24 protein-coding genes and 1 tRNA gene are annotated in these 25966 nt (G+C 71.1%); 11 read left to right on the forward strand and 14 right to left on the reverse strand.

What is annotated here, in order from left to right; genetic code table 11:
• Positions 1–21 precede the first annotated feature (21 nt).
• Together ACIPSA_RS06125 and hppD are read right to left on the reverse strand one after the other, a co-directional pair.
• Positions 22–879 (reverse strand): Teichoic acid biosynthesis protein C (Precursor), encoded by an 858-nt coding sequence (locus ACIPSA_RS06125; RefSeq protein ID WP_402629109.1) that lies wholly within the window; start codon positions 877–879, stop codon positions 22–24.
• A gap of 101 nt (positions 880–980) precedes the next feature.
• A complete protein-coding gene (gene hppD / locus ACIPSA_RS06130) occupies positions 981–2126 on the reverse strand; it encodes a 4-hydroxyphenylpyruvate dioxygenase (RefSeq protein WP_402629111.1) in 1146 nt (381 codons plus the stop codon).
• A 122-nt stretch (positions 2127–2248) separates the two neighbouring features.
• Between hppD and ACIPSA_RS06135 the strand changes: the two genes are divergently transcribed.
• From ACIPSA_RS06135 to ACIPSA_RS06165, 7 genes are all read left to right on the forward strand, one after another.
• Positions 2249–2728: an Lrp/AsnC family transcriptional regulator gene (locus ACIPSA_RS06135; protein WP_402629113.1), complete on the forward strand. Its 480-nt coding sequence runs from the start codon at positions 2249–2251 to the stop codon at positions 2726–2728.
• Between the two features lie 26 nt (positions 2729–2754).
• Positions 2755–3402 carry an ABC transporter permease gene (locus tag ACIPSA_RS06140; RefSeq protein WP_402629115.1) on the forward strand — a complete coding sequence of 216 codons (648 nt, stop codon included), beginning with the start codon at positions 2755–2757 and terminating at the stop codon, positions 3400–3402.
• Positions 3395–4588 (forward strand): ABC transporter ATP-binding protein, encoded by a 1194-nt coding sequence (locus ACIPSA_RS06145; RefSeq protein ID WP_402629117.1) that lies wholly within the window; start codon positions 3395–3397, stop codon positions 4586–4588. The genes ACIPSA_RS06140 and ACIPSA_RS06145 overlap by 8 nt, the downstream gene beginning before the upstream one ends.
• Positions 4585–5547: an ABC transporter permease gene (locus tag ACIPSA_RS06150; RefSeq protein ID WP_402629119.1), complete on the forward strand. Its 963-nt coding sequence runs from the start codon at positions 4585–4587 to the stop codon at positions 5545–5547. Before ACIPSA_RS06145 ends, ACIPSA_RS06150 begins: the two co-directional genes overlap by 4 nt.
• A 74-nt stretch (positions 5548–5621) precedes the next feature.
• A complete protein-coding gene (locus ACIPSA_RS06155) occupies positions 5622–6503 on the forward strand; it encodes a glycine betaine ABC transporter substrate-binding protein (protein ID WP_402629121.1) in 882 nt (293 codons plus the stop codon).
• 63 nt (positions 6504–6566) lie between these two features.
• Entirely contained in the window at positions 6567–7169 is a 603-nt protein-coding gene (locus ACIPSA_RS06160; RefSeq protein ID WP_402629123.1) for an ArsR/SmtB family transcription factor, read from the forward strand.
• Positions 7170–7180: 11 nt separating this feature from the next.
• The gene (locus ACIPSA_RS06165) at positions 7181–7357 is read left to right on the forward strand and encodes a hypothetical protein (protein WP_402629125.1); all 177 of its coding nucleotides are present in this window, start codon (positions 7181–7183) and stop codon (positions 7355–7357) included.
• On the opposite strand, the gene ACIPSA_RS06170 is transcribed toward ACIPSA_RS06165, so the two are convergent.
• The 3 genes from ACIPSA_RS06170 to ACIPSA_RS06180 all read right to left on the reverse strand — a co-directional run bounded on the left by ACIPSA_RS06170 (position 7354) and on the right by ACIPSA_RS06180 (position 10176).
• Positions 7354–8145: a S16 family serine protease gene (locus tag ACIPSA_RS06170; protein WP_402629126.1), complete on the reverse strand. Its 792-nt coding sequence runs from the start codon at positions 8143–8145 to the stop codon at positions 7354–7356. The genes ACIPSA_RS06165 and ACIPSA_RS06170 overlap by 4 nt on opposite strands.
• 121 nt (positions 8146–8266) lie before the next feature.
• Positions 8267–9376: an o-succinylbenzoate synthase gene (menC, locus tag ACIPSA_RS06175; protein WP_402629128.1), complete on the reverse strand. Its 1110-nt coding sequence runs from the start codon at positions 9374–9376 to the stop codon at positions 8267–8269.
• Positions 9373–10176 (reverse strand): chorismate synthase, encoded by an 804-nt coding sequence (locus tag ACIPSA_RS06180; RefSeq protein ID WP_402629131.1) that lies wholly within the window; start codon positions 10174–10176, stop codon positions 9373–9375. Before ACIPSA_RS06180 ends, menC begins: the two co-directional genes overlap by 4 nt.
• Before the next feature lie 118 nt (positions 10177–10294).
• On the opposite strand from ACIPSA_RS06180, the gene ACIPSA_RS06185 reads away from it, so the two are divergent.
• Entirely contained in the window at positions 10295–11881 is a 1587-nt protein-coding gene (locus ACIPSA_RS06185) for a PucR family transcriptional regulator (RefSeq protein ID WP_402629134.1), read from the forward strand.
• Here ACIPSA_RS06185 and ACIPSA_RS06190 read toward each other — a convergent pair.
• From ACIPSA_RS06190 to ACIPSA_RS06215, 6 genes are all read right to left on the reverse strand, one after another.
• On the reverse strand, positions 11862–12260 hold the full coding sequence (locus ACIPSA_RS06190) for a hypothetical protein (RefSeq protein WP_402629137.1): 399 nt from the start codon (positions 12258–12260) through the stop codon (positions 11862–11864). The genes ACIPSA_RS06185 and ACIPSA_RS06190 overlap by 20 nt on opposite strands.
• Positions 12241–12882, reverse strand: coding sequence for an IclR family transcriptional regulator (locus ACIPSA_RS06195; protein ID WP_402629140.1), 642 nt, complete (start codon positions 12880–12882; stop codon positions 12241–12243). Before ACIPSA_RS06195 ends, ACIPSA_RS06190 begins: the two co-directional genes overlap by 20 nt.
• Before the next feature lie 452 nt (positions 12883–13334).
• Positions 13335–15134, reverse strand: coding sequence for a DEAD/DEAH box helicase (locus tag ACIPSA_RS06200; protein WP_402629143.1), 1800 nt, complete (start codon positions 15132–15134; stop codon positions 13335–13337).
• 114 nt (positions 15135–15248) lie between these two features.
• Positions 15249–15623, reverse strand: coding sequence for a type II toxin-antitoxin system death-on-curing family toxin (locus ACIPSA_RS06205; protein WP_402629146.1), 375 nt, complete (start codon positions 15621–15623; stop codon positions 15249–15251).
• Positions 15620–15826 carry a hypothetical protein gene (locus tag ACIPSA_RS06210; protein WP_402629149.1) on the reverse strand — a complete coding sequence of 69 codons (207 nt, stop codon included), beginning with the start codon at positions 15824–15826 and terminating at the stop codon, positions 15620–15622. Before ACIPSA_RS06210 ends, ACIPSA_RS06205 begins: the two co-directional genes overlap by 4 nt.
• A gap of 84 nt (positions 15827–15910) precedes the next feature.
• A complete protein-coding gene (locus ACIPSA_RS06215) occupies positions 15911–17344 on the reverse strand; it encodes an MFS transporter (RefSeq protein ID WP_402629152.1) in 1434 nt (477 codons plus the stop codon).
• Positions 17345–17547: 203 nt separating this feature from the next.
• On the opposite strand from ACIPSA_RS06215, the gene ACIPSA_RS06220 reads away from it, so the two are divergent.
• Positions 17548–17622 (forward strand) — tRNA-Cys (locus ACIPSA_RS06220).
• A 203-nt stretch (positions 17623–17825) separates the two neighbouring features.
• Here ACIPSA_RS06220 and ACIPSA_RS06225 read toward each other — a convergent pair.
• Positions 17826–22061, reverse strand: coding sequence for a hypothetical protein (locus ACIPSA_RS06225; RefSeq protein ID WP_402629155.1), 4236 nt, complete (start codon positions 22059–22061; stop codon positions 17826–17828).
• A gap of 191 nt (positions 22062–22252) precedes the next feature.
• Between ACIPSA_RS06225 and ACIPSA_RS06230 the strand changes: the two genes are divergently transcribed.
• The gene (locus tag ACIPSA_RS06230) at positions 22253–23251 is read left to right on the forward strand and encodes a TrmB family transcriptional regulator (protein ID WP_402629157.1); all 999 of its coding nucleotides are present in this window, start codon (positions 22253–22255) and stop codon (positions 23249–23251) included.
• A gap of 542 nt (positions 23252–23793) precedes the next feature.
• Here the strand turns inward: ACIPSA_RS06230 and ACIPSA_RS06235 are convergent.
• Entirely contained in the window at positions 23794–24264 is a 471-nt protein-coding gene (locus ACIPSA_RS06235) for a hypothetical protein (RefSeq protein WP_402629160.1), read from the reverse strand.
• 81 nt (positions 24265–24345) lie between these two features.
• Between ACIPSA_RS06235 and ACIPSA_RS06240 the strand changes: the two genes are divergently transcribed.
• Positions 24346–24771 (forward strand): MerR family transcriptional regulator, encoded by a 426-nt coding sequence (locus ACIPSA_RS06240; RefSeq protein WP_402629162.1) that lies wholly within the window; start codon positions 24346–24348, stop codon positions 24769–24771.
• On the opposite strand, the gene ACIPSA_RS06245 is transcribed toward ACIPSA_RS06240, so the two are convergent.
• The gene (locus ACIPSA_RS06245; protein ID WP_402629165.1) at positions 24726–25883 is read right to left on the reverse strand and encodes an SUKH-4 family immunity protein; all 1158 of its coding nucleotides are present in this window, start codon (positions 25881–25883) and stop codon (positions 24726–24728) included. The genes ACIPSA_RS06240 and ACIPSA_RS06245 overlap by 46 nt on opposite strands.
• Between the last annotated feature and the right edge of the window lie 83 nt (positions 25884–25966).

Below are 25966 nucleotides of genomic sequence, written 5' to 3' on the forward strand. Positions count from 1 at the left end.
CGACCACGCGGACCACGCGGACTAGGCGGCCGGCTTGTAGTACACCGAGAACCGGCGCGCCCCCTCCTCCCCCGACGCGAACCCCATGTACACCCGGGGCTGGGGTGAGCGGCGGACGGCGAGGCCTTCCGGTTCGCGGTAGTCGAGCGAGCAGGCGGCCTCGGTGTGCCACTGCTGGAGCAGTTCGCCGGTGGGGATGGCGAGGCAGGACACGTACGCGTTGCCCTTGGAGACGGCCGGGTTGGTCTTCTCGTCGTAGGCCGTGCCCGCCAGTTGGTAGAGCCGGTCGCGGTACAGGGCGTAACCCTGGAACGGGATCTTCGGGTCGGGGTGGGCGCCGGTCTGCGCGAAGTCCGCGACGGGGGCGGAGTAGTCGCGGGCGACGAAGGCGTCGAGGTCCCAGACGCGGTAGCGGGGCTTGTTGTCCATGCGGTACCGGACGGCGATGCGCCGGGAAGCCATGCAGACCGACGGCTGGTTGTTGGTGGATCCCTCGATCGGGTGGCGGATCTTGACGTCCTCGCCGGTGCGGACCGCCCCGTCGAAGAACCGGAAGCGGGTGACGCCCTGGCCGTAGCCGTTCTCGGCATCGGCCTCGGTCCAGATCCAGACGGTGCCGTCGGACGCGTTCTGCACGCCCATGCTCACCCCGTGGCCGAAGCCGCGCAGGTACATGTGGCCCAGCCGGTGGCCCTTGTAGTCGAGCTTGTTCAGGCACAGGTCGCCGTCGTCGGCGCCGCCCCGGCACACCTGGAGGGCGTACAGGTGCTTGTGCACCTCGTCGAAGGCGAACGACTGCAGAACCGTCGGCTCCTTGAGCGTGTCCTTCCGCCGCAGCCAGTACTTGGCCGGCACGGCAAGGTTCGTGCGCTCGTCCACGGTCTCCCCCGGGTCCTGTGGATGCCCCCGTGGCACCCACAGGACCCGAGCGTGTCAACTCCCGGTAACCGCTTTCAAGTTCTCCGGGCGATTCACAGGTTTCACAGGTTTCCGCGCTTCTCCTGCTCCCGCTCGATCGCCTCGAACAGGGCCTTGAAGTTGCCCTTGCCGAAGCCCATCGAGCCATGGCGCTCGATGATCTCGAAGAAGACGGTCGGGCGGTCCTGGACCGGCTTGGTGAAGATCTGCAGGAGGTAGCCGTCCTCGTCGCGGTCGGCGAGGATCTTCAGCTCGCGCAGGGTGTCGATCGGGACGCGGGTGTCGCCGACCCACTCCCCGAGCGTGTCGTAGTAGCTGTCCGGGGTGCCGAGGAACTCGACGCCGGCCGCGCGCATGGTCCGGACCGTCGCCACGATGTCGTTCGTGTTGAGCGCGATGTGCTGGACGCCCGCGCCGCCGTAGAACTCCAGGTACTCGTCGATCTGGGACTTCTTCTTGGCGATGGCGGGCTCGTTGATCGGGAACTTGACCTTCAGGGTCCCGTCGGCGACGACCTTCGACATCAGCGCGCTGTACTCGGTCGCGATGTCGTCGCCCACGAACTCCTTCATGTTCGTGAAGCCCATGACCTTGTTGTAGAAGCCGACCCAGTCGTTCATCCGGCCGAGTTCGACGTTGCCGACGCAGTGGTCGATGGCCTGGAAGGTGCGCTTGGCGGGCGGCTCGACCATCGGCTTCGCGGCGACGAAGCCGGGGAGGTACGGGCCGTCGTAGCCGGAGCGGTCGACGAGGGTGTGGCGGGTCTCGCCGTACGTGGCGATCGCGGCGAGGACGACCGTGCCGTACTCGTCCTTCAGCTCGTACGGCTCGGCCACCGAGCGGGCGCCGTGCTCGATCGCGTAGTCGTACGCGCGGCGCGCGTCCGGGACCTCGATGGCCAGGTCGATGACGCCGTCGCCGTGTTCGGCCACGTGCCGGGCGAGGAAGGCACCCACCTCGGTGCCCGGCTTGACCACCGAGGTGAACACGAAGCGGGCGGAGCCGTTCTCCAGGACGTAGCTCGCGGTCTCGCGGCTGCCGGTCTCCGGTCCGCAGTAGGCGACCAGCTTCATGCCGAAGGCGGTGGAGTAGTAGTGCGCCGCCTGCTTGGCGTTGCCCACGGCGAAGACGACCGCGTCCATTCCCTTGACCGGGAAGGGGTCGGCCTGCCGGGCGGTGTCGGGAGTGTGGTGTGTGGTCTGCGTCATGCCGGAAGACTGGCTCCGCTCCACAAGGTGCGCAATAGTTTGCGTATCAGCTGGACAATCTGCTCAGTGATACGACCATATCGACGGACTTTCCGTACAGGATGACCACCCGGGAGGCGGGCGTGGCGATCGATCATCTGGACGGGCGCATCATCGTGCTGCTGGCCCGGGAGCCGCGCCTCGGGGTGCTGGAGATGTCACGGCGGCTGGGGGTCGCCCGGGGCACGGTGCAGGCCCGGCTCGACCGGCTTCAGTCGAACGGAGTCATCCGCGGATTCGGCCCCCAGGTGGATCCGGCGGCCCTCGGCTATCCGGTCACCGCGTTCGCCACGCTCCAGATCCGGCAGGGACAAGGGCCTGATGTCCGGGCGCACTTGGCGACCGTGCCGGAGGTGCTGGAGCTGCACACCACCACCGGCACCGGGGACATGCTGTGCCGCCTCGTGGCCCGCTCGAACGCCGATCTCCAGCGGGTGATCGACCGGGTTGTCGGTTTTGATGGCATCGTCCGGGCCTCCACGGCGATCGTCATGGAGAACCCCGTCCCGCTGCGGATCATCCCGCTGGTGGAGCAGGCGGCGGAGGACCGGGAAGGGACCTGACACGACCGGCCTGGGGTGAGTTGAGCGTGGGTTTCTGGGAGTACCTGGGCGATCGCCGCCGGCAGCTGCTCACCGATGCCCTTCAGCACGCCAGTGTCGTCTTCCAGTGCATGGTCGTGGCGACCCTGCTCGGGGTGCTGATCGGGGTCGCCACCTACCGCAGCGCGTGGGCGGGCGACCTCGCCACCACCACCGGCGCGACGATCCTCACCATCCCGTCCCTGGCCATGATCGGTCTGCTGATCCCGGCCGTGGGCCTCGGCGTGCCGCCGACGGTGATCGCGCTGACGCTGTACGGGCTGCTGCCGGTCGTACGGAACTCCGTGGTGGGCCTGCGCGGGGTCGACCCGGCGCTGGTGGACGCGGCGCGGGGCATCGGCATGTCCCGTGCGGCGCGGCTGCTGCGGGTGGAGCTGCCGCTCGCCTGGCCGCCGATCCTGACCGGCATCCGGGTCTCCACGCAGATGCTGATGGGCATCGCGGCCATCGCCGCCTACGCCTCCGGACCCGGTCTGGGCAACGAGATCTTCCGCGGCATCGCCTCGCTGGGCAGCAGGAACGCCCTCAACCAGGTGCTCGCGGGCACGCTCGGGATCGTCATTCTCGCGCTGCTGTTCGACGCCGCGTACGTCCTGCTCGGGCGGCTGACCATTCCCGGGGGGATCCGTGCCTGAGAACGGCGGCAGCGGCGACAGCGGCGGCGGCGACAGGGGCACCCACGGCGCCTCGATCGAGCTGGAGAACCTCACCAAGCGCTATCCGGACAGCCCGGACCCCGCCGTGGACAACGTGAACCTGCGGATCCGGGCGGGCGAGACGGTCGTCCTCGTCGGCCCGTCCGGCTGCGGCAAGTCGACCACGCTGAAGATGATCAACCGGCTGATCGAGCCGACCGGCGGCCGCATCCGGATCGACGGCGAGGACGTCACCGGCATGGACCCGGTGCGGCTGCGCCGGAAGGTCGGGTACGCGATCCAGTCGTCCGGGCTGTTCCCGCACATGACCGTCGCCCAGAACATCGCGCTCGTGCCGAGGATGCTCGGCTGGCCGAAGGCGCGGATCAGGGAGCGGGTGGAGGAGATGCTCCACCTCGTCGGACTCGACCCCGGCGAGTTCCGCGGCCGCTATCCGCGCCGGCTCTCCGGCGGCCAGCAGCAGCGTGTGGGAGTGGCCCGGGCCCTTGCGGCCGATCCACCCGTCCTGCTGATGGACGAGCCGTTCGGCGCGGTCGACCCGATCACCCGCGAGCACCTCCAGGACGAGCTGGTCCGGCTCCAGACCGAGCTGCGCAAGACGATCGTCTTCGTCACCCACGACCTCGACGAGGCGATCAGGCTGGGCGACCGGATCGCGGTGCTGCGCGAGCGCTCGCACATCGCCCAGTTCGACACCCCGCAGGCCATCCTCGCCAACCCGGCGGACGACTTCGTGTCCGGGTTCGTGGGCTCGGGGGCGGCTCTCAAGAGGCTGAGCCTGACGCGCGTACGGGACGTGCGGATCACCGGCTGTCCGACGGCCGGCGTGGACACCCCGCTGCCGCAGATCTTCGGCAGGCTGCGGGGAAGCCGCACGAAGGAGGTCCTGCTCCTCGACAGGCAGCGCCGCCCCTGGCGGTGGCTGCGGCGCGGCGACCTCGTACGGGCCAGGGGTTCGCTGGCCCGCGCGGGCACGCCGGTGCGCTCCACGGTGACGCGGGACGCGACGCTGCGGGACCTGCTGGAGGCGGTCCTGACGGACAGGGCGGGCCGGGTCGCGGTGACCGGGCGGGACGGGGAGTACGCGGGTGTCGTCGACGTGGACGGGCTGATGGACTCCGTGCACGAGTTGCTGGAGGGCGACGCGAGGGGAGGGCGGAGGTGACCGCTCCCGACCTCGGAGAGACGCGGGCACGGCAGGTGGCGGACGAGAAGACGCGGGCACGGCAGGTACCGGACGAGAAGACGCGGGCACGGCAGGTACCTGACGAGGAGACGCGCGCACGGCAGGTACCTGACGAGGAGACGCGCGCACGGCAGGTACCTGACGAGGGGGCCGGGCCGGCGGACACCCGGACCCCGCCACCCCCGCCACCCCCGCCACGCCGCCGGATCACGTGGCAGCGGTTGACCGTCCTGCCGGCCGTCCTGACCGTGATCCTGCTGGCGACCCGGCTGTGGTTCCAGCGGGCCGACCTGGACGCGGTCTCCCGGAACGCGCTGTCCGACGGCCAGGTGCCCAAGGCCCTGTGGCAGCACGTCGAACTCACCGTGATCTCGGCCTTCTTCGTCCTGCTCATCGCGATCCCGCTGGGCGTCCTGCTGACCCGCGCGCCGTTCCGGAAGGCCACCCCGGTCGTCATGGCGGTCGCCAACACGGGCCAGGCGACCCCGGCGATCGGTCTGCTCGCCCTGCTGGTGATCTGGCTCGGCACCGGTGTGCGGGCAGCCCTGATCGGTATCACCGCCTACGCCGTCCTGCCGGTGCTGTCGAACACCGTCGCGGGGCTGAAGGCGAACGACCCGGCCCTGCTGGAGGCGGCCCGCGGCATCGGGATGTCGGCGCGCGGTGTGCTGGCCCGCGTCGAACTCCCCCTCGCCGTCCCGCTGATCCTGGCGGGCGTGCGCACGGCCCTGGTCCTCGGCGTCGGCACGGCGACCCTGGCGGCCTTCGGCGGGGGCGGCGGCCTGGGTGTGCTGATCACCGCCGGGATCACCAACCAGCGCATGCCGGTACTGGTGCTGGGCTCCCTCCTCACCGTCGTCCTGGCCCTGCTGGTCGACTGGCTGGCCTCACTGGCCGAGGTGCTGCTGCGGCCGCGCGGGCTGGAGCCGGAAGCGTGAGGCGTGGCGTCCGGCTGGTGTTGGCCGGGGTGCTTGTGACGGCGTCCGGTTGCGGCCTGAGCAGCGGCTCCCCCATGGCCGACGACGTGCGGCCCGGCTCCATCGGGCAGGGCGAGCCGCTCAAGGGCGCCCATCTGACGGTGACGTCGAAGGCGGACACGGAGAGCCTGATCCTCGGCGCGATGATGGGCATCGCCTTCCAGGCGGCCGGCGCGGACGTCGTCGACCGGACCGGCATCCAGGGCTCCATCGGGGCGCGGGAGGCGATCCGGAACGGGGACGCGGACGCCATGTACGAGTACACGGGCACCGCCTGGATCACGTACCAGGGCCACAGCACCCCGGTCCCCGACCCGCACAAGCAGTGGCAGGCGGTGCGCGACGCCGACGTGCGGAACGGGGTGAGCTGGCTGCCGCCGTCCCGGCTGAACAACACCTACGCGCTCGCGATGAACCGGGCCGGCTTCCGGAAGTACCGCACGCGGACCCTGTCGGAGGTGGCCGCGCTGTCCCGGTCCGACCCCGGCGCGGTGACGCTGTGCGTGGAGGGCGAGTTCGCCGGCCGGGTCGACGGGCTGCGGGGCATGGAGAAGGCGTACGGGATGAACGTGCCGGCGAGGAACGTCACGCAGATGGACACCGGGATCATCTACACCCAGGTGCAGAAGGGCAGTTGCACGTACGGGGAGGTCTTCACGACCGACGGGCGCATCCGGTCGATGGACCTGGTGGTGATGGCGGACGACCGGAAGTTCTTCCCCGACTACAACGCGGCCCCCGTGATCAACACCAAGGCCCTGACGAAGTGGACGGCGATCGCGACGGTCCTGGACCCGGTGACGAAGCGGCTGGACAACACGGTGGCACAGACGCTGAACGCGAAGGTGGACGTGGAGGGGGAGGATCCGCATCAGGTGGCGCTGGAGTGGATGAAGGCGGAGGGGTTCGTGAAGTAGCGGGACTCCGGAGCGAGTTCCAAAGAAGTTGATGCAAAAGATATGTTGCAAAGGATCCTTTGCATGGCTATCTTTGTACACATGACGGAGCACGAGGAACGGCCACGGCGCCGACTGGACGCCCGCTCGCTGCGCGGGCTCGCGCACCCGCTGCGGATGCAGTTGCTGGAGGCGCTACGGCACAACGGTCCGGCCACCGCCTCCCAACTGGGCGAGCGGCTGGGCGAGTCCAGCGGCGCGACCAGTTACCACCTGCGTCAGCTGGCCGCCCACGGCTTCGTCGAGGACGCGCCGGAGCACGGCAAGGGCCGGGAGCGCTGGTGGCGGGCGGTGGACCAGGGGATCGTCCTCGACACCGACGACTTCAAGAGCGCGGGTCCCGAAGTCCGGGGCCTGGCGGAGGTGTTCCTCCACGAGGTCGCGAACACCCACGCTCGCAAACTGTCCACCTGGCTCTCCACCCGGGACCGCTGGTCCGAGGGATGGACCCGCGCGTCCGACATGAGCGACGCGACACTTCGGCTCACCCCCGAGCTGGCCGACGAGCTCATCCAGAAGATGCACGCCCTGATCGACGACTACCGGGACCGGGTCCCCGACAAGGACACGCCCGACTCCGAGCAAGTACGCATCCACACGCACCTCTTCCCCATCGAGACGGACTGAGAGGCCCCACCATGTACAACGAGACCCAGCTCGCCCAGCACCGCATCGCCGAGTTCCGCGCCCAGGCCGACGCCCACCGCCTCGCCGCCGAGACCCACCGCCCCAAGGAGCTGCGCGCCCGGCTCGGCTGGACCCTGGTCGAAGTCGGCCTGCGCCTCGCCGCCGCCCCCCGCCCGGCCGTCGCCTAACAGCTCGGTACCGGGCCCTTCCCCTTCTGCAGCGCCAGCAGGGAGTTCACCGCCCCCTTCAGGGTGGTCACCGGGACCAGCCGCAGCCCCTTCGGCAGTTCCGACTTCGCTTCGGCGCACTCGTCCTTCGGCACCAGGAAGACGGTCGCCCCGTCCCGCCGCGCGGCCTGCGTCTTCAGGGCCACGCCGCCCACCGCGCCGACGGTCCCGTCGGTGTCGATGGTCCCCGTACCGGCGACGGTACGGCCGCCCGTGAGATCGCCGCCGCTGCCGTCACCGTGCAGCTTGTCGATGATCCCGAGCGAGAACAGCAGGCCCGCGCTGGGCCCGCCGACATCGGCCAGCTTCAGCGTGACCTTGACGTCCTTGTCGCTCAGCTTCAGGTAATTCAGCGCCGCCTGGGTCGCCGCGTCCTGGGACTGCTGCATCTGCTCGGCGTTGTGCTGCTCGATCTCCTTGACGCTGTTGCCGGTCGGGTAGACCGCGTCGCGCGGCATGACCGCCCGGTCCGTGCGGAACCAGTTGTCGACCACGTCGACGAGCGTGACGTCCGCGTCCGGGCCGGTCGCCTCGATGGTCGTCATCCGCAGCTGCCCGTTCGTCTCCCGGGTCGGCGCCCCGGAGACCGTGATCACCTGGGTGCCTTGGTTCTTGCCCAGCACGTTCGCCGTCATCCCGGGCTGCGCCACCGAGAACGGCAGCGGCGCGAGGGCCGCCGCGGCGATCAGGCCCGCGACGGGCAGGGCGCAGACGGCGACGGCCTGGAGGCGCGTGAGACGAGAGAGCACGAGGTCAATCTAACGTGACGGCCACTTCCGACCACCCGTCCGGTGCGACGGGTACGGGCCGGCACCCGCCCGGTGCGACGGGTACGGGCACCCCCGCGGAACCCGGCCCGACCTAGTAGTACTAGCCCGGGTACAGATCCCGCCGCTCCCGGGTGAAGCGGCGCAGGGCCTCCGGGAGCGGGGCGATGCCGATGCCGGGCGTGGTCGGGACGGGCAGATGGCCGTCCCGGAGGACGAAGGGCTCGGTGATGTCCTCGGCGAAGTAGCGGGAGGACGCCGAGGTGTCGCCGGGGAGGGTGAAGCCGGGCAGGGCGGCCAGGGCCAGGTTCGGGGCGCGGCCGATGCCCGTCTCCAGCATGCCGCCGCACCACACCGGGACGCCGTGCGCATGGGCCACGTCGTGGACGCGGCGGGCCTCCAGGTAGCCGCCGACCCGGGCGGGCTTGACGTTGACCACCCGGCAGGCGTCCATCGCGATCGCGGAGGCCGTGTCGCGCGCGTTGTGCAGGGACTCGTCCAGGCAGACCGGAGTGGTGATGCGCTGCTGGAGCCGTGCGTGGGCATACAGATTGTTCTCCTCCAGCGGCTCCTCGATCAGCAGCAGCCCGAACTCGTCGAGTCGTCGCAGGTGCTCGGCGTCGGCGAGCGTGTACGCCGTGTTCGCGTCGACCTGGAGGGGCAGCGCCTCGCCGAAGCGCTCGCGCACCTCCCGTACCGGCTCGACGTCCCAGCCGGGCTCGATCTTCAGCTTGATGCGGACGTATCCCTCGGCGAGATAGCGCTCGACGTCGTCCAGCAGCTCGGGGAGGGAGTTCTTGATGCCGACCGAGACACCGGCGGGCACCCGGTCCCGTACGGCGCCCAGGTAGGCCGCCAGCGGCATGCCGTGTGCGCGCAGCTCCGCGTCCAGGACCGCCGTCTCCAGGGCGGCCTTCGCCAGCTCGTGCCCCTTGACCCCGGCCATGGCAGGGGCGAGCGCGGCCACGGTGAGGTCCGGGAGGGCGGCGGCGCGCGGCAGCAGGAAGTCGCGCAGCACGATCTCGGCGCCGGTGGTGAACTCCGAGCAGTACCGCGGCTCGGGGTCGGCGGCGAACTCCGACCAGCCCTCGGCCGCGTCCGTGACGACGTGGAGGAGGAAGGTGTCCTTCGTGGTCATCGTGCCGAAGGAGGTACGGAAGGGGATGACCAGCGGGATCGCGACGTGGACGATCTCGACGCGTTCGAGCTTCATGCCGCGCCCTTCTCCCGGGTGAGCGTGTACCAGCCGTCGCGGGACATGCCCGTGGCCGTGAATCCCCCGGCGAAGGCCTCCGTGAACACCTCGCGCACGGCGTACCGCCAGCGCAGCGCCAGCACCGGGTCGGTGGCGCGCAGCTTCACGATGTCGTCCGGGACCCGGCAGTGCACATGCCGGTCGGCGAGGTCGCGGCGGGCCAGGATGCCGCCGTCGGGGGCGGTGTGGGTGGCCGGTGCGGCCTCACGGTCCCCGGGGTCGGTGCCGGTGCCGGTGCCGGTGCCGGTGCCGGTGCCGGTGGTGCCGTACGACACCGTCGGCGCCGTGAGGTCCCAGGCCACCGTCATCCGGTCGCTCTCGTCGCCGCGGTTCACGCCGTCCGTCATCGGGCCGTAGAAGTCGACGAGGTACTCGGTGCCGACGGCGCCCAGCTTGACCAGGTTGAAGCGGGCGTTGCGGCCGACCAGCGGGTCGAAGGTCCAGCGCATGCTGCGGGCACCGCGGTCCAGGGCCCACTCCCGCTGGGCCTGCTTCACCACGTACCCGAGGCCCTGGTCGGCGGCGGCCACCAGCGAGTAGATCTCCTGTCCCGGGCCGAACACGGCCACGGACGCCCCGGCCAGCCGCTCCCCGTCGTAGGCGGCGTGCACGGCACCGCCCGCGTGGACCAGGCTGTGCAGCACCTCCGCCGGATACGGGGGCGCGCCGAGGGACGTCCGCCAGACGTCGCAGAAGTAGGCGGTCACGGCCGCGAGCCCGGCGACGTCGTGGACGGTTCGGATGGTGACTCCTGTCATGGTCCGAGTGTCGGAGACGGAGGCCGGGCTCGCGTTGTGCGAGCGGCCAACACGCGCGTACGGTCGTTTTCAGATCGGCCAATCGCGAAGCCTCGGCCCGTCGCGAAGGTGAGCACCCATGGATGCCTGCACGCTCGGCGGCCTCCTCGACATCATCGGCGGCCCCTCCGTACGACTGCACACCGCCCCCGCCGGGCTGAGCGTGCCGGTCACCGAGGTGCTGCTGCACGACGCCCACGCGCCGCTCCGCCACGCGCCCGGCGCGCTGCTCCTCGCGGTCGGGGTGCGCGCGGCGGCGGCCGGGCCGCTGGTGCGGGCCGCGGCCGAGGCGGGGATGACCGGGGTGGTGGTGCGGGGGGCGGACGGTCCGGTCGGCGAGGCGGAGACACAGGGCGTGGCGCTGCTGTCGGTCGACGAGGACGCCGCCTGGCACCACGTCCACCTGCTGCTGGCGTCCGCGATCGGGGCCCGGCCCGCCCCGTCCGGGAGCGGGCTCGGCGACCTGTTCGCGCTGGCCGACGCGATCGCGGCGGCGGCCGGCGGGGCCACCGCCATCGAGGACCCCCGGCAGCGGATCCTCGCCTACTCGACCGTCCCCGGCCAGCCCGTCGACGAGGACCGCCGGCAGGGCATCCTCGGCCTCCAGGTACCGGCCAGCTCGGAGAACACCGAGCAGTACCGCGTGCTGTTCGCGGCGGACCGGCCGGTGCGGCTGCCCGCGCTGCGGGACCCGGACCTGCTGCCTCGGCTGGCGATGCCCGTCCGGGCGGGCGGTGAGACCCTCGGCTCGGTCTGGGTGATCGACGGCGGCACGCTCGCGCCCGACGCCGAGGAGACCCTCACCCAGGGCGCCTCCACGGCCGCCCTGCTCCTGCTGCGCGCCCGGGCGGCGCAGGAGCTGGCCCGCCACCAGAACAGCGACCTGCTGCGCCGCCTGCTGGAGGGCACGGCCGACGCGTCGACGGCCGCCCACCGGCTGGGACTGGAGGGCGCGATGGGGGTCCTCCCTGCTGGAGCGAAGTCGAAAGCCTGGGGGAGGGTGGCCGCCTTCGTCCCCGACTCCGCGGCGAGCGTGCCCGACGCCGAGCGGACCGCCCTGCGCCTGCTGGACGTCGTACGCCTGCAGTGCGAGGCGCGCTACGGGCGGCACGCGTGCGTGCTGGTCGACGGGGTGGTGTACGCGCTGCTGCCGGGCCCCGGCGCCCGGCACCGGGCGCTCGCCGAGGACATCGTGGCACGGGCCGGGCAGGCGCTGCGGGTGCCGGTGCGGGCGGCACTGGGCGAGGTGGTGCCGGATGCCGGCGGGGTGGTGCACTCGCGGGCGGACGCGGACCTGGTGCTGCGCGTGCTGGACACGGACCTCCCGGTGGCGACCGTGGACGAGGTGCGCCCGCGCATCACCCTGCTACGGCTGACGGAACTGCTCGCCGAGCGGCGGGAGTTGAGCGCGGGCGCGTGGCAGCGGGTGCTGGCGTACGACGCGGAGCACGGTACGGACTACGCCCGTACCCTGGTCTGCTGGTTCGACGCGGGCTGCGACATGGCGGGGGCGGCGAAGCTGCTCGCCGTGCACCCCAACACCTGCCGCTACCGCCTCAGGCAGGCCCAGCAGCACACCGGGATCGACCTGGACGACCCCGATGAACGGCTGGTGCTGTGGCTCCAGTTGAGGGTCCTCGCAGGCCTCAGAGGAGCCAGTTCCTGAGACGGTCCTCGCACTCCCCCAGGTGCACCACCGGGACGTACTCGCCCGCCGTGTGCGCGAGCGACGGCTCCCCGGGCCCGTAGTAGAGCGCGGACACGCCCGGCGCGGCGAACCGGGCCACGTCGGTCCGGCCCGGCTTGGGCCGGGGCCGCGCGCCGAGCACGGCGACGAGGTCGCCCACCTGCCCCGGCTGGGGCAGGTGGGCGACCTCGTGCTCGGGGAAGAGCCCACGGACGTAGGCCTCCGCCTCCTGGGCCGGCCGGCTCGGCGCGAAGCGGGCGTCGACGGTGATGGTGACGGTGGCGGTGGCGGCGCTGATGGTGGCGGTGGCGGCACTTACGGATCGGCCGAAGATCGCGCTAGCGCAACGCTTCGGCAACCTCCCGCGCCGCGTCCACGACCCGCGGTCCCACCCTCTCCGGCACGGAGTCCGCCAGCATCACGACGCCGACGCTGCCCTCCACCCCCGTGACCCCGAGCAGAGGCGCCGCGGCCCCGCAGGCGCCCGCCTCCAACTCTCCGTGCGTCAGGGTGTACCCCGGATCCGTCAACGACGACTGCCGCGCCGCGATGATCGCCCTGCCCGCGGCTCCCCGGTCCAGCGGATGCCGGAACCCGGCCCGGTACGCCACGTGATAGTCCGTCCACGTCGGCTCGACGACCGCTACGGCCAACGCCTCCGTCCCGTCCACGAGCGTGAGATGTGCCGTCGCCCCGATGTCCTCGGCCAGAGACCTGAGCGCGGGCAACGCCGCCTCACGTACCAGCGGATGCACTTGCCGGCCGAGGCGCAGCACTCCCAGCCCGACCCGGGCTCGCCCGCCCAGATCACGGCGCACGAGCGCATGCTGTTCGAGGGTGGCCAGCAACCGGTACACAACGGTCCGGTTCACGCCCAGTTTGTTGGAAAGCTCGGTGACGGTCAGCCCGTGGTCCGTATCGGCCAGCAGCTTGAGGACGCGCAGTCCCCGGTCGAGCGTCTGAGAGGTCTCCGCGGTCACGACGCCCACTCCTTAAGTGGTGAGGTCGGCAACCCCTTAGCGACGGATGCGTCACCGAGTCCCGTCAGCGACGCGCTTCAGAGGCCGCCGATCGGCATGGCAGCCCGGCGGCTCCGGGCCAAGTCGCTTCACGGCTGCGCTCCGCGGCGGCGCTGCCACGGGGCGTGTGCGTAGCGGGACATTAGCGAAGCCGGTTCGCTGAGCGGAAGCCTCCGTCCAGAATCCGGGCAAGACCAGATCCGGCCTGCGAGCATTCGTCCGGATACGCACACGGCCCAGGAAGTTCAGGAGGGGCAAAAGCCCCGCGCCTCCCCGCGACTCCTGGACCGGGGTCCGGGCCAAAACCCCCGCGACTCCTGGATCGGGGTCCGGGGCGAAGCCCCGCGACGGCGCGCTCTTGGCCAACCGAGACGGGCGGGCGGGTGGGAAAAATCCCCGAACCCAGCGGAGCGTCACCGCATACGCGTAGCCCACTCCTGCACCTTGGCGATCCGCTGCCGAAGCTGCCCGGCCGTCGCCTCCGCGCTCGGCGGTCCACCGCACACCCGCCGCAGCTCGGTGTGGATCACCCCGTGCGGCTTGCCGCTCTGGTGGACGTAGGCGCTCACCATCGTGTTGAGCTGCTTGCGCAGCTCCATCATCTCCTTGTGGCTGACCACAGGCCGCCGCTCGGCGGGCAGTTCCAGCAGATCGGCCTCGGTGTCCGGCTTCTTGCGGCTGTGCGCGATCTGCCGGGCCTGCCGCTTCTGGAGCAGCAGCTGCACCTGGTCGGGTTCGAGGAGTCCCGGAATGCCGAGGTAGTCCTGCTCCTCCTCGCTCCCCGGGTGGGCCTGCATGCCGAACTCGGCGCCGTCGTACAGCACCCGGTCGAAGACGGCCTCGGACTCCAGCGCCTCGAAGGCGAACTGCTCCTGCTCGCCGGTGTCCTCGTCCTGCTCCTTGTTCGCCTCCTCCATCTCCTTCTCGGACTCGGCGTACGGGTCCTCCTCGCCCTCCTTCTTCGGCTTGTCGAGGGCGTGGTCCCGCTCCACCTCCATCTCGTTGGCGAAGGTGAGCAGGTCGGGGACGGTCGGCAGGAAGACGGAGGCGGTCTCGCCGCGCCGCCGGGACCGTACGAAACGCCCGACGGCCTGCGCGAAGAAAAGAGGGGTGGAGATGGTGGTGGCGTACACCCCGACGGCGAGCCGGGGCACGTCGACGCCCTCGGACACCATCCGGACCGCGACCATCCAGCGGTCGTTGTTCTGGCTGAACTCGTCGATCCTGTTCGAGGCGCCGGCGTCGTCGGAGAGGACGACGGTGGCCTTCGTGCCCGTGATCTCGCGGATGAGCTTGGCGTAGGCGCGGGCCGAGTCCTGGTCGGAGGCGATGACGAGCGCGCCCGCGTCCGGGATGCCCTTCCTGACCTCGGTCAGCCGCTGGTCGGCGGCGCGCAGCACGCTGGGCATCCATTCGCCGCGCGGGTCGAGGGCGGTGCGCCAGGCCTGGCTGACGGCGTCCTTCGTCATGGGCTCGCCGAGCCGGGCGGCGATCTCGTCACCGGCCTTGGTCCGCCAGCGCATGTTGCCGCTGTAGGAGAGGAAGATCACCGGCCGGACCACGTGGTCGGCGAGCGCGTTGCCGTACCCGTACGTGTAGTCGGCGGCCGACCGCCGGATCCCGTCCTGCCCCTCCTCGTACGTCACGAACGGGATGGGGTTGGTGTCGGACCGGAAGGGCGTACCGGTGAGCGCGAGCCGGCGGGTGGCCGGTTCGAACGCCTCCAGACAGGCCTCGCCCCAGGACTTGGAGTCGCCGGCGTGGTGGATCTCGTCGAGGATGACGAGGGTCTTGCGCTGCTCGACCCGGTTGCGGTGCAGCATCGGGCGCACGCCGACACCGGCGTACGTCACGGCGACCCCGTCGTAGTCCTTGCCGAGCGGGCCCGCGCTGTACTCGGGGTCGAGCTTGATCCCGATCCGCGCGGCCGCCTCCGCCCACTGCTTCTTCAGGTGCTCGGTGGGTGCGACCACGGTCACCTGCTGCACGACGTGGTGGTGCAGCAGCCAGGAGGCGAGGGTGAGGGCGAAGGTCGTCTTGCCCGCGCCGGGGGTGGCGACCGCGAGGAAGTCGCGCGGCTGCTCCTGGATGTACTTCTCCATCGCCCCCTGCTGCCAGGCACGGAGCCTGCTGGCGGTGCCCCAGGGGGCGCGGCCGGGGAAGGCCGGGGAGAGGTGGTGGGAGTGGGTGGAGGAAGCGGCGGTGGTAGTCACGGTCTCCGTGGAGGGGGTCGGGCTCGGCTACGTATGACAACCGGGCCACCCTACCGGCGGCCCGGTGGTGTCAACGCCCGGACGAGGCCGGGTCGCCCGTGGGTGGGATCCACGTCACAGGGCGCGCAACCGCCGCGCGATCACCGCGACATCGCTCTCCTCGCCGGAGGCCACGTCGATGACCAGCGCGTACGCCGTGTCCTGGTCGGTGCCGGCGAGATCGACTCCGTTCACGGCGAGGAAGGTGGCGGCGGCGAGCCAGGCGGTGCGCTTGTTGCCGTCGACGAGGGGGTGGTTCGTGGCGATGGCGTGGAGCAGCGCGGCGGCCTGTTCGTGCAGGTCCGGGTAGGCCGCCGTACCGAACATCCGGGCGCGGGGCCGGTGCACGGCCGAGGCGAGCAGTCCGGGCTCCCGGGCCTCGGGCGCCCGTCCGCCGAAGGCGACCTCGGCGAGGGCGGTGACCTCTGCGACGGTGAGGTGGCGGGTCATTCGCCGAGCCTCCTCAGCAGGTCGGCGTGCGCCCCGGCCAGCCGCTCGGCTACGGCGCGCACCGCGAGCCCCTCCTCGCGCAGATGCCTGCGTACCGCGTCCAGGGCGACGTCTTCCGGCGTGCGCCCCTGGGCGTCCGCGAGGTCGTCGAGGGCCTGGCGGGTCGCGGGGTCGAGGGGGAGGGTCAGCGCGGGCTCATGCATACGGGGAGGGTAGGCCGGGTGGTCAGGACCGGGCGATCGTTTTACGGCTCGCGGAGCGCCGGCCGCCCACGCCTCACGGCTTCCTCACCGCTCCCGCAGCCGTGTGGTCACCCACGCCCCGATCAACGCCACCCCGGCCATCGGCAGGAACACGGCGGCGAAGGCGGCGGGATGCGCGCCGGAGCCGCCGGCCGCCGTGGCCGTGGCACCGCCGCCCAGCGTGGCGAAGGCAGCGCCCGCCGCCGCGAGGAGGACGACGTTGGAGAGGGCGTCGGAGATCTGGAGGGCGGCGGAGTTGGCCCCGGCCTCCTCGGGGGCGGACAGGTGCAGCAGGAGCACGCTGGCGGAGGAGATCACCAGCCCCATGCCGAAACAGCCGAAGCCCCAGGCGACGGCGACGGTCCACACGGGCACGGCATGGATCAGCACACTGGGCGCCACGGCGATCGCGGCCGCGGCCAGCACCATCCCCACGGTCATCAGCCGCTCCCGGTACGGCTCCGCCCGCGGCCGCGACTGCACCCACGACCCCAGCGCCCAGGTCACCCCGCCCGCCGCCAGCGAGAATCCGGCCAGCGTCGGCGACAGCCCCCGCTGGGTCACCAGCATCAGCGGCACGAACGACTCGGCGGCGATGAAGGAGCCCGCGGCCACCCCGCGCAGCAGCACGACGGACGGCAGCCCGCGGGCGGCCCGGTACGTACCGCGCGGCAGCAGCCCGAGCACGGCCGGCCCGAGGAGGGCGGCGCCCGCGAGCCCCGGGAGCACGGACACCCAGCGCAGATCCTGCGCGGCGTACTGGAGGAGCCCGGCGCCGAGGGAGATGCCGAGGGCAAGCCGGATGCGCCGCCGATCCACCGAAGCCCCCGACGCGCCCGCCTCCACCGGCCCCGCCGCCCGCCGCCGTATCTGCGGAAGCGCGAGGACCAGCGGAAACACGACGAGCACCGGAATCCCGATGAACACCCACCGCCAGCCGAGCTGCTCGGTCACGGCCCCCGCCGCGAGCGGCCCGACGACGGACGGCACGACCCACCCGGCCGCGAACGCCGCCATGATCGCCGGGCGCAGCCGCTCCGGATAGGCCCGCCCCACGACGACGTACAGCGCGACGATCACCAGCCCGCCGCCGAACCCCTGCACGGCGCGTCCCGCGATGAACACCCACATCGTCCCGGCCGTCCCGGCCACGACCAGCCCGGCCGCGAACGCGCCGATCCCGGTCGCCAGGGCACCCAGCGGCCCCCTCCGGTCGGACCACTGCCCGGCCAGCACCATCCCGAACAGACTGGTGGTGAAGTACCCCGAGAAGGCGAACGCGTACAGCGACACCCCGTCCAGCTCCCGCGCCGCGACCGGCATCGCCGTCCCCACCGCGGTCGCCTCGAAGGCGATCAGCAGAACGACGGACACGATCCCGACACTGAGCGCGCGGTACGACCGCCCCAGCACGGTCTCGTCGGCTCTGTCGGCGGGTATGTCGGCGACGTCGGCGTCGCGCGGCTCAAGGGCGGTCATGGTCGCCAGGGTAAGTCGCACAGCCCCCTTTTGCCCCTGTCGCGAGTCGCCCCCGGCCTCGGCCCTTGGTCGTAGGCCCCCCTTTCGTGAACGGCGCATGGCAGTCCCATTGCAGCCCCACGGATTCCCTTGAGCGGCCTGCCGTCGCCGCCTTACGGTCGTTTCACCGAGTTCGGAAGGCAGCCCGAGGCTCCAACCGACACGGCCGTGTGCCCGAGTGGTTTAGGGACTCGCCTGCAAAGCGAGTTACGTGGGTTCGATTCCCGCCACGGCCTCCAGTGCCTGACCAGGCAAAACGAAGGGGCGGCACCCCCGAGGTCGCAGGGCGGAGCCGTACGGCACTCGCCGTCACGCGGGACACCGGCCCGGGCGGGTAGGCCGGGGCGGGCGCCGCCGGTCCTCCGAAAACGCCACGGGTCCGCGGGCGCCGTGGCGTCCGCGGACCCGGGTGGTCGGGCGAGAAGTGCGACCCGTGCCGGTATCAGTAGGAGAACTGCTGGATCTGGCTGCCGTCGCCTGCGTACGTCCAGCCGGTCCGGGTTGCCGGGTCGAGCTGCATGACGCGCTCGCGATGGTTTTCGAGCCGACCGTTGTAGGAGCCGTACTGCGGGTACTCGACGCCGGTCACGGTGCTCACCGTCTTGCCCGTCTTCAGGTCGACGACGGCGATGCGGCCGGTGGCGTTGTTGTCGCCGAAGCCGTACTGCTGAAAGTCGCCCATCGGCTTCAGGTCCGGGACCCGGAAGGCGAACAGTGCCAGTTGGTGCTCGCCGTCGACGGCGAGCGCGACGGGTGCCTGCTGCATTCCGAGATCCACCTGGTTCCCGCTGGGCAACTGCGCGAAGTACCCGGTGCCGGGGAAGTGGATGCTAAACGAGTGGTACCACGATTCGTAGAGGTTGCCCTTCTGGTCGGAGGCGAGGTCCGTGGCGCAAGGGGTCCCTCCCTGGCTGTGGGTGACCGTTCCACTGTCCAGGTTGACCGCTGCCATCGTGCCGGAACCCATCGAGGCCAAGCAGTTGGCGTCGGCCCCGGTCAACTGCGCGGAGAAGACGCCGGTCGACTCGTCCACGTCCAGCAGGCTGTACGTGGAACGGCCGTTCGGGGTGGGGTCGAGCTGGAGGGCGGTGCCCAGTGCGCCGGTCGCCGTGTCCACGGGGAGCACGAAGCCCGAGTGGTCGCTCGAACGGTAGGCGAGCACCGCTGCACGGTGGCGCTTGGCGTCCACCCGGCCGCCCGTCACGACGTACTGGTCGTCGACCCGGACGGGGCTGCCGACCGCGTTGCCGGTGCTCGTGTCGTAGGTCTCCAGCCACTGCTCGCCGGTGGTGGTCTGCTTGTGCAGGACCAGCGTGTGGTTGGCGGAGTCGACGCCGAACACCTCGTAGATGGAGCCGTACGCGGGGTCGCTCGTCAACTTGCGTCCGTAGGCTCCGGTGACGGTGTCGTAGTCGTACACCGAGCCTTCACCGGTGGGGCTCTCGACCGCTGCGACGGACGTGCCGCCGGGGACGATCGCGAAGTTGGTCAGGTTGGTGCCGTCGGGGGCCAGTCCGTCGTCGTATCCCAGCAGCGACGTCGGCGAAGCCTGGCCGACTATCTTGCCGTGCTCGTCGACGGCGAACACTCGCAGGTCGTAGTTGACCGATGCGGGCAGCTTGAGCGCCAGTGCGTCGAGCGTCGCCGTGCCTCGCGTGCCCTTCAGCGAGTGGTCGAGCGTGGCCGGGCTGTTCACCCCGTCGTGGTCACGGGTGGTGCCGTTCTGGTTGCTGACCAGGTTGTACGAGTGGTACAAGTTCGGCCCGGGCGCGGAGAACTCCAGCAGCGCGCCGGTGGCACCCTCGACCTTCGATACGTCGTAGTGCACCGAGAACCGCGGTGCCGCCCGGTTGATCTCCAGCAGGTGACCGAAGTCTCCGGAGGCCTTCGAGGCCAGGGTCGGCGCTTCCGGGCGTTGCGAGGGGTCACTGCCGTCGACCCGGATCGAGGCGAACTCGCCGTACAGCGGGCCCCCCTTGGCGTTGCCTGTGGGGTTCTCGAGGACACCGATCCCGTAGATGCCGCCGCCGGCGGAGAAGGCGGAGGCCGGGACGGTGACCGTGCCGCGAAGTCCCGTCAGCGGGGTGGTGTAGGAGGCGGAGAAGATGGGCGCCATCGCGGGGCTCCAGTGGCCGACTCCCGACACGACCAACTTCGGCGAGCCGACGTTCCGCACTCCGGTGAGGTCGTAGCTCACCTGCACGGAGTGCCCCGCCTTGACGACGGGCTGGACCACCGGGGCGAGCGACTCGAGGTAGCTGCCGTCGGTGGGGCCGAAGGTCAGCTCGTGGGTGGCCGAGGCCAGCACCTGGTGGCCGCGGCGCACCTCGAAGGTGAGCGAGATCTGCCGGTCCGTCGCGGAGACGACCGGAAGTCCGGCCGCGGTCAGCATCTGTGTGGGGGTGAGCCGGATCGCCGACACATCGGAGGTGAACTCTTTGTTCCCGATGCGCAGCGCGTAGCTGACGCCCTGCCGGCTGGACAGGCCGGTCACGTCGGCGCCGATGGTCACCGGTCCCACCAGGCCCTCCCCGGTGGCTTTGGAGCCCGTGCCCGGTCCGGCCAGGTCGATGCGTCCGGGATCGGTGCCCTCCAGGTACGCTCCTCCGAGTCCGCCCACGGTCTGGCGATGCGCCACGGAGAGCCGGACGATGCGGGGCGCGCCCGTGTCGGCACGGCTGCTGCCGTCCGCCTTGGCCAGGACCGCTTGCAGCGCGGCGGTGACGTCGAGCTGCGGGCCCACGTGCAGCGGCTGGTCGATCTGCGGCGGCGTGGGCACGGCCCGGCCGGTGCGCTCCAGCAGCGAACGGACGTCATCGGACGACGGGTGCTGCCCGGTCAGCCGGGAGGCCTGCAGCACGACCGCGGCAGCGGCCGCGATCTCGGGCGCGGACGCCGAAGTGCCTCCGCTGAGGACCTCGGCCACCGACTGCGCGGTAGCACCCTGGTGCTCGAAGGCGGGGATGCCGTCACTGGGCGCCGAGACGTCCACGCGCGTGCCGAATCCCGAGGAGAAGACCCCGGAACCGTTGAGCCTGGTGGTCGCCCAGGTCCCGTTGGCCGACCCGGCCGCACCGCTCTGCGGCGGAACGGACAGCGTGTCGTCGGTCGTGGTACCGCCCGCGGCGATCGCGCCGGAGTCCAGCACCTTGCTGGGCGTGGTCGACGCCTGGTCGTCGTCGATCCGGGTGGTCTTGGCGGCGTTGTGCGTCACGTCGGTCGGAGTGCTGCCGCCGTCGGGCCCGACGGACGCGTTGGTGAACAGCCGGGTGCCGTCGTTCGACGAGACCACCACGGTGATGCCGTACTGCTTCACGATCGATGCGATCACAGCCTGCTGGACCGGGTCGTCCTCCAGGTAGCGGCCGGGGAGCCCGAAGGCGTCGGTGCCGACGCCCAGGCTGGCAGTGATCACGTCAGGCCGCGGAGTCTGCTGGGCCGCGGCAAGCAGTGCCACCGCGATCTGGCTGAACGTCGGCTGCTGAGGAACGACGAGCCGGTAGTTGGCGCCCGGGGCAATGCCCAGCAGGTCGGAGGGCCCGCTGCCCTGCATGCCAGGGCGTTGCAGATCGTGCGGAAGCGGCGCCATCACGGAGAAGTCCAGCAGCACCTCGCCCAGCTGGCCGTCCTGCCCCCGGGTCGATCCGGTCGGGTCGAGCGCGCCGGTCGCGTCCGCGGTGTAGGTGGGGATCAAGGGCATCGTGGGAATGTCCAGGTATCGCTGGCCGTTCTGGACGACGGTCGTCGGCCCGTAGTCGCTCGGGGTCGACGAGTCGGTGAGGTCGCCGACCGAGACGTTGGTGATGGTCTCACCGGTGCCGGGCAGCTGGCCGAACTTCCGCTTCAGCACGCTGTAGGCGCCCGTGGCGTTCACACCGCCGGCGTTGAGGAAGCTCTGCACCGAGGTGCCGAGAGCCGCGTTGCCGGGCACTCCGTCGGAGCCGGTCGCACCGCTGTCCTGTGCCTTCGCCGACAAGCCGGCCTTCCCCGCCGTGGCGCTCGCCGTGGAGGGCAGCGGCACGGAGCCGGTGTTCATGGGGGAGACGGTCTGGTCGGGCTCGGCGTAGACGACACCGGGTGTGGCGGCCAGCGCCCGGGCAGCCCCCGAGGCGTCGCCGCCGGCGAGCTTGACGACCTGGACCTTGGACAGGTCGATCGCCCCGGAGCCCAGCTTCGCCTGGGCGGCTGAGCGCAACTGCTTCGCCTGGGTGGCCGACAGTTCCGGCAGCAGGGGCCGCATGGAGACCGCGTGGGCCCGCCGGAGCGCGGTGTTGACCGCGGTGTCTGAGGTCAGCGGGGTACGGACCTGCAGATTGCGCTGCTTGCCCAGCGACGTGCCCGTCACCTGGGTGGCCGAGTCGAGTACCACAAGGACCTGGTGAGGGCTGTTCTTCGCCGACTGCGCGGGCGTGGGCTTCAGGAACGAGCGCCACGGACCGAGCGCTGAGGATCCGGGTATGGAGGGCAGCGCGGCCCCCGCACCGGGCTGTGACGCTGATGAGCTGCTGCCGAGCGGGGTCTTGACGGCCGGCGACTGGCCGGAATCAGCGGCCGCGGAGCCGGACCCGGGGGAGCTTGAGGGAAGCGCGGCCGCAGGTATCGTTACGGCCGCGGTGATGGCCACGAGCGCGACACCGACGGCACCAAGCCGTCTGCCGCGCGTGTGGGCATACGTCATGGGACACCTTTCTCAGGGAGCGAATCCGCGAGCACGGATCCACACCGAAAGGCGCTGCCCGCTCGAATGTGCTCAGGACAGCGCCAACTTCAGCGTGAAAGATGTCAACCGCGACCAACGAAACACAAGATTACGAGGCTGGCGGATCTCTGACAGGTGGCGGAAGCCGCCACAGAAATTGGCGGGACAGTATGGAATTTGACGTGCTCGGGCTTGCGGAAGAGACAGAACACGTCTATGTGGCACTGGTCCGGCAGCCTCGCTGCACCGCTTCGGAGTTGGCCGACGCTTGCGGCATGTGCGCGTCCACTGTGGGAAGACTGCTGTCCAAACTGGTCAAGCTCGGGCTCGCCGTGCAGGACGCCCGACGCCCGCCACGCTTCACCGCCACTCCCCCGGATGTCGCCGTCACCCCGCTGATAGACCAGCGCGAGAACCAGCTCAAGGAAGCACGAGCCCTGGTACTGCGGTTGACCGAGACTCACCGGGAAGCGGCCCGGATAAGCCATCCCGACATGGCCGTCGAACTGCTCACCAGCCGTGAGCACATCAGCGCCGCCGTGCACCGGTTGACTGTCGACGCCAGCCACCAAGTGCGTGCGTTCGACCGCCCGCCCTATGTCGACGGCCCCGGCAGCAACCTCGACCGCCAGCTCCAGCAGCAGCAGCGCGGCGTGATCCACCGGGTGATCTACGACCGCGAAGCGGTGGCCTGGCCCGGCAGGCTGGACAACGACATCGTGCCCAGCATGAAGGCGGGCGAGCAGGCACGGGTACACCCTGAGTTGCCCCTCAAACTCGTCATCAGCGACGACCGGGCGGCCGTCCTCCCCTTCAGCCTCGGCCCTGGGGGCCAGTCAGTCGCCTACCTGGTCCACCGCTCCCCCGTGCTCGTAGCCCTGGAATCGCTCTTCGAGGCACAATGGGAGCGCGCAGTGCCACTGTCGGACGCCCCACCGCCACCCGGCGACGCCACCACCGCGGCGGAATCCGAGGACGCAGAGCCTGATGAGGAGACTCGGTCCCTGCTTGCCCTGCTCGCCTCCGGCCTCACCGACACGGCCATCGCGCGCGCCCAAGGCTGGAGCGAGCGGACTACCCAGCGTCGCGTCCACCAACTCATGTGCCAACTCGGCGCCTCCACCCGCTTCCAGGCCGGCCTCACCGCCACCCGACGCGGCTGGCTATGAAACGAGGTGAGTCCGGTCGCGGCGAGCTTGGCCCGTTGGATGTCCCCCGCGCCGTTCGTCGCGGCACCGAGATTCCACCCTGCACCGCGCAACGCTTCGAGGCTCTCCCGAACCCCGGGAAGCAACGGACCGACCAGGCGATACCTTCGACGTACCCACGCCAGAGGTCGTCTGGATCGTCGCTGAGCCCGAGTGTCTCCCGCAGGTGTACGAAGTCTGCGGGGTAAGCCCGCGACCGGAGCCGATCGCAGATGCCGGACTCCGCCTCACGGGGCAGGCGCCGCTGGCGCACAAAGCCGCGGGCCCGGCCCTCAAGGCCCCCACGGTGGTCGATCAAGGTGTTGTCCAGGTCGAAAAGTGCCAGCACACAGCGAAGCTACGCGACGGGCCGCTCGTCTCGGTTTCCGTCTCATTCACCGCTTTACGCGGCCGTCCGGAGCCGTTCCAGCTGCCCCATTGATCACAACGTCCGTACGAGATTGAACGCGCGCGAACGCCCTTGGATCATGCCCTGACCAGCCCGGACAAACCTGCAAAGCGAATTACGTGGGTTCGATTCCCGCCACGGCCTCTGATGTCGGCGTCGTGCGACGCGTCCGCAACCAGGGCGCGAGTTGCGCGGCGCCGAACGTCGTCTCCACCGTGAAGAAGATCCACAGCAGGTCCGGGGCGCCGTGGGTCACGGCGTAGGCCTGCCACAGGGCGAACAGGGTGCGGGCGGCTCCGTCCAGGAGGCCGTGGAGCGGCAGGGGCCTGGTGATCCGCAGGAGGGCCCAGACGATCACCACCGAACCCATCAGGTTTGCGTAGAGGGTCTGCATCGGGTTCAGGGCCGGCAGGCCGCCCAGGCCTGCCGCCCTGCCCAGGGACGTCAGCGCGTCGTGCAGGAGCGCGTAGGTCCACGGGGTCGCGAATCCCGCTGTGACGACGAGGTCGTACCAGGCGCTCGCCCGTACGACGCGGAGGTAGGCGGGGTGGGCCGGGGAGAGGAGTTCGAGTCGGTGTCGGTTCACGTCTCCCGACGCTAAACACTGGAGTACTGTCCAAGGTCAAGTCCGTCGGGCTCGTCAAGTCCGGGAACCTGCGGGGTAGTCATGCGTATCGGGGAGCTCGCCGCGCAAGCGGGTACGACCAGGGACACCATCCGCTTCTACGAGAAGATCGGCCTCGTGGCGGGTCAGCGGCTGGCCAACGGGTACCGGGACTTCCCGCCGGAGACGGTGCCCTGGCTGCACTACGTCCGCACCGCCCAGACCCTCGGCTTCTCACTCGCCGAGATCGCCCGGCACGGCGAGGAACTGCGGGACGCGCCGGACTCCGCCGCCGCGCTGTCGACGTTGTTCGAGGAGAAGATCCACGTCATCGACGCACGGATGGCCGAACTCGCCGCCCTGCGGGCCGAACTCGGTGAACGCGTCGGCACCGGGTGTCCGTTGCGGGCGGCGGACGGACGGGACGGATCCCGTCCCGCCCGTCAGAGCACGCCGCCCGCTTCGTCCTGGAACAGTTCCGTCCAGTAGTGCCAGCCGGCGTCGCCCGTCGTGCCCGTCGGGTCGACCGTCGACAGGACCTGGATCATCGTCGTGGCCAGCTGGTCGTAGGCCTTGGTGAGTTCGCCGCCGAGGTCCGCGTCGATCGCGCGCTCGCGGTGCAGCAGCCAGAGGGTGAAGGCGAGGGTGGAGACGTCCGTGTTGAGGGGGTACAGGGTCGCTTCGGGCTCGCTGAAGTTCAGGACCGCGCCCGTCGTGCCGTCCACCACCAGGCTGTTGTCCTCGACGAGGTAGCCGAGGCGTATCAGGCGGTCGGAGTGGGCCGGGAGCGCGTCCAGGGGGTACTCGTCGGCCCGTTCGTCCGTGTAGTACTCCGTCAGCGTCGGCAGCGGCACGTCCGTGTCGAGGTGGAAGAGCACGGCGTCCTCGGGCAGACCCGTCTCGCGCAGGAAGCGGCGGGTCGGCTCGTGGGTGAGCGTGGCGGGGAAGTCGACCTCCTCGAAGCGGGCCACCCTGCCGTGGCCGAACTCCTGGTCCATGAGGCGCACGGGAAGGTCCAGGGTGAGGCCGGAGTCCCCGCCGGGGCCCGCCGCCAGGGCCAGGGGGCGGATCAGCGCGGCCGCCTTCCAGTACGGCGGCACGTGGCCGTCCGTGTCCTCCTCGAAGAGGGCCAGGAGCCGGCGGGACGCCTCGGTCGCCGTCTTCGTGCCGTACCGGCCCGCGAAGGAGGCGAAACGGCCGCGCAGGCCCGCCAGTTCCTCGGTGACCGCGGCGAACCGCAGCAGGGTCCGCAGGGAGGGCGCGAGCGGGCGGCTGTCCGTCGGGTCGAAGAGGTACGCGGTGGTGATCTCGCCCGTGCCGCCGTCGAGCAGGATCGACTCCGTCTCCATGCCCGCCGCGCCGAGCAGTTCCCCTATCACCAGCCGGTCCCGCAGCTCCTCCGCGAGGCGGCGCGGGCCGTCGGTGGCGTCCGCGAGCGTGCGCAGGCCTGCCGCGCGCAGGGGCGCGAACGTCAACAGGCCGCTGTCGCCCGGCAGTCCGGGGCCGGTCAGCAGGCCGCGCGTCGGGGCGTGCGTGACGTACGACCCGAGCTCGTCCTCGGTCAAGGTGATCGCCGCGACACCGGCGTCGGTCGTGCTCATCGCTCCCCCGCGATTTCGGTCAAACTTCGTGGCAGATCGTCGTAGATCGGTGTGGGTCCGTGTGGGTCCGTGTGGGTCGGTGC

It is taken from the genome of Streptomyces sp. NPDC086549 (assembly GCF_044746205.1).
In the GTDB taxonomy this organism is placed as follows: domain Bacteria; phylum Actinomycetota; class Actinomycetes; order Streptomycetales; family Streptomycetaceae; genus Streptomyces.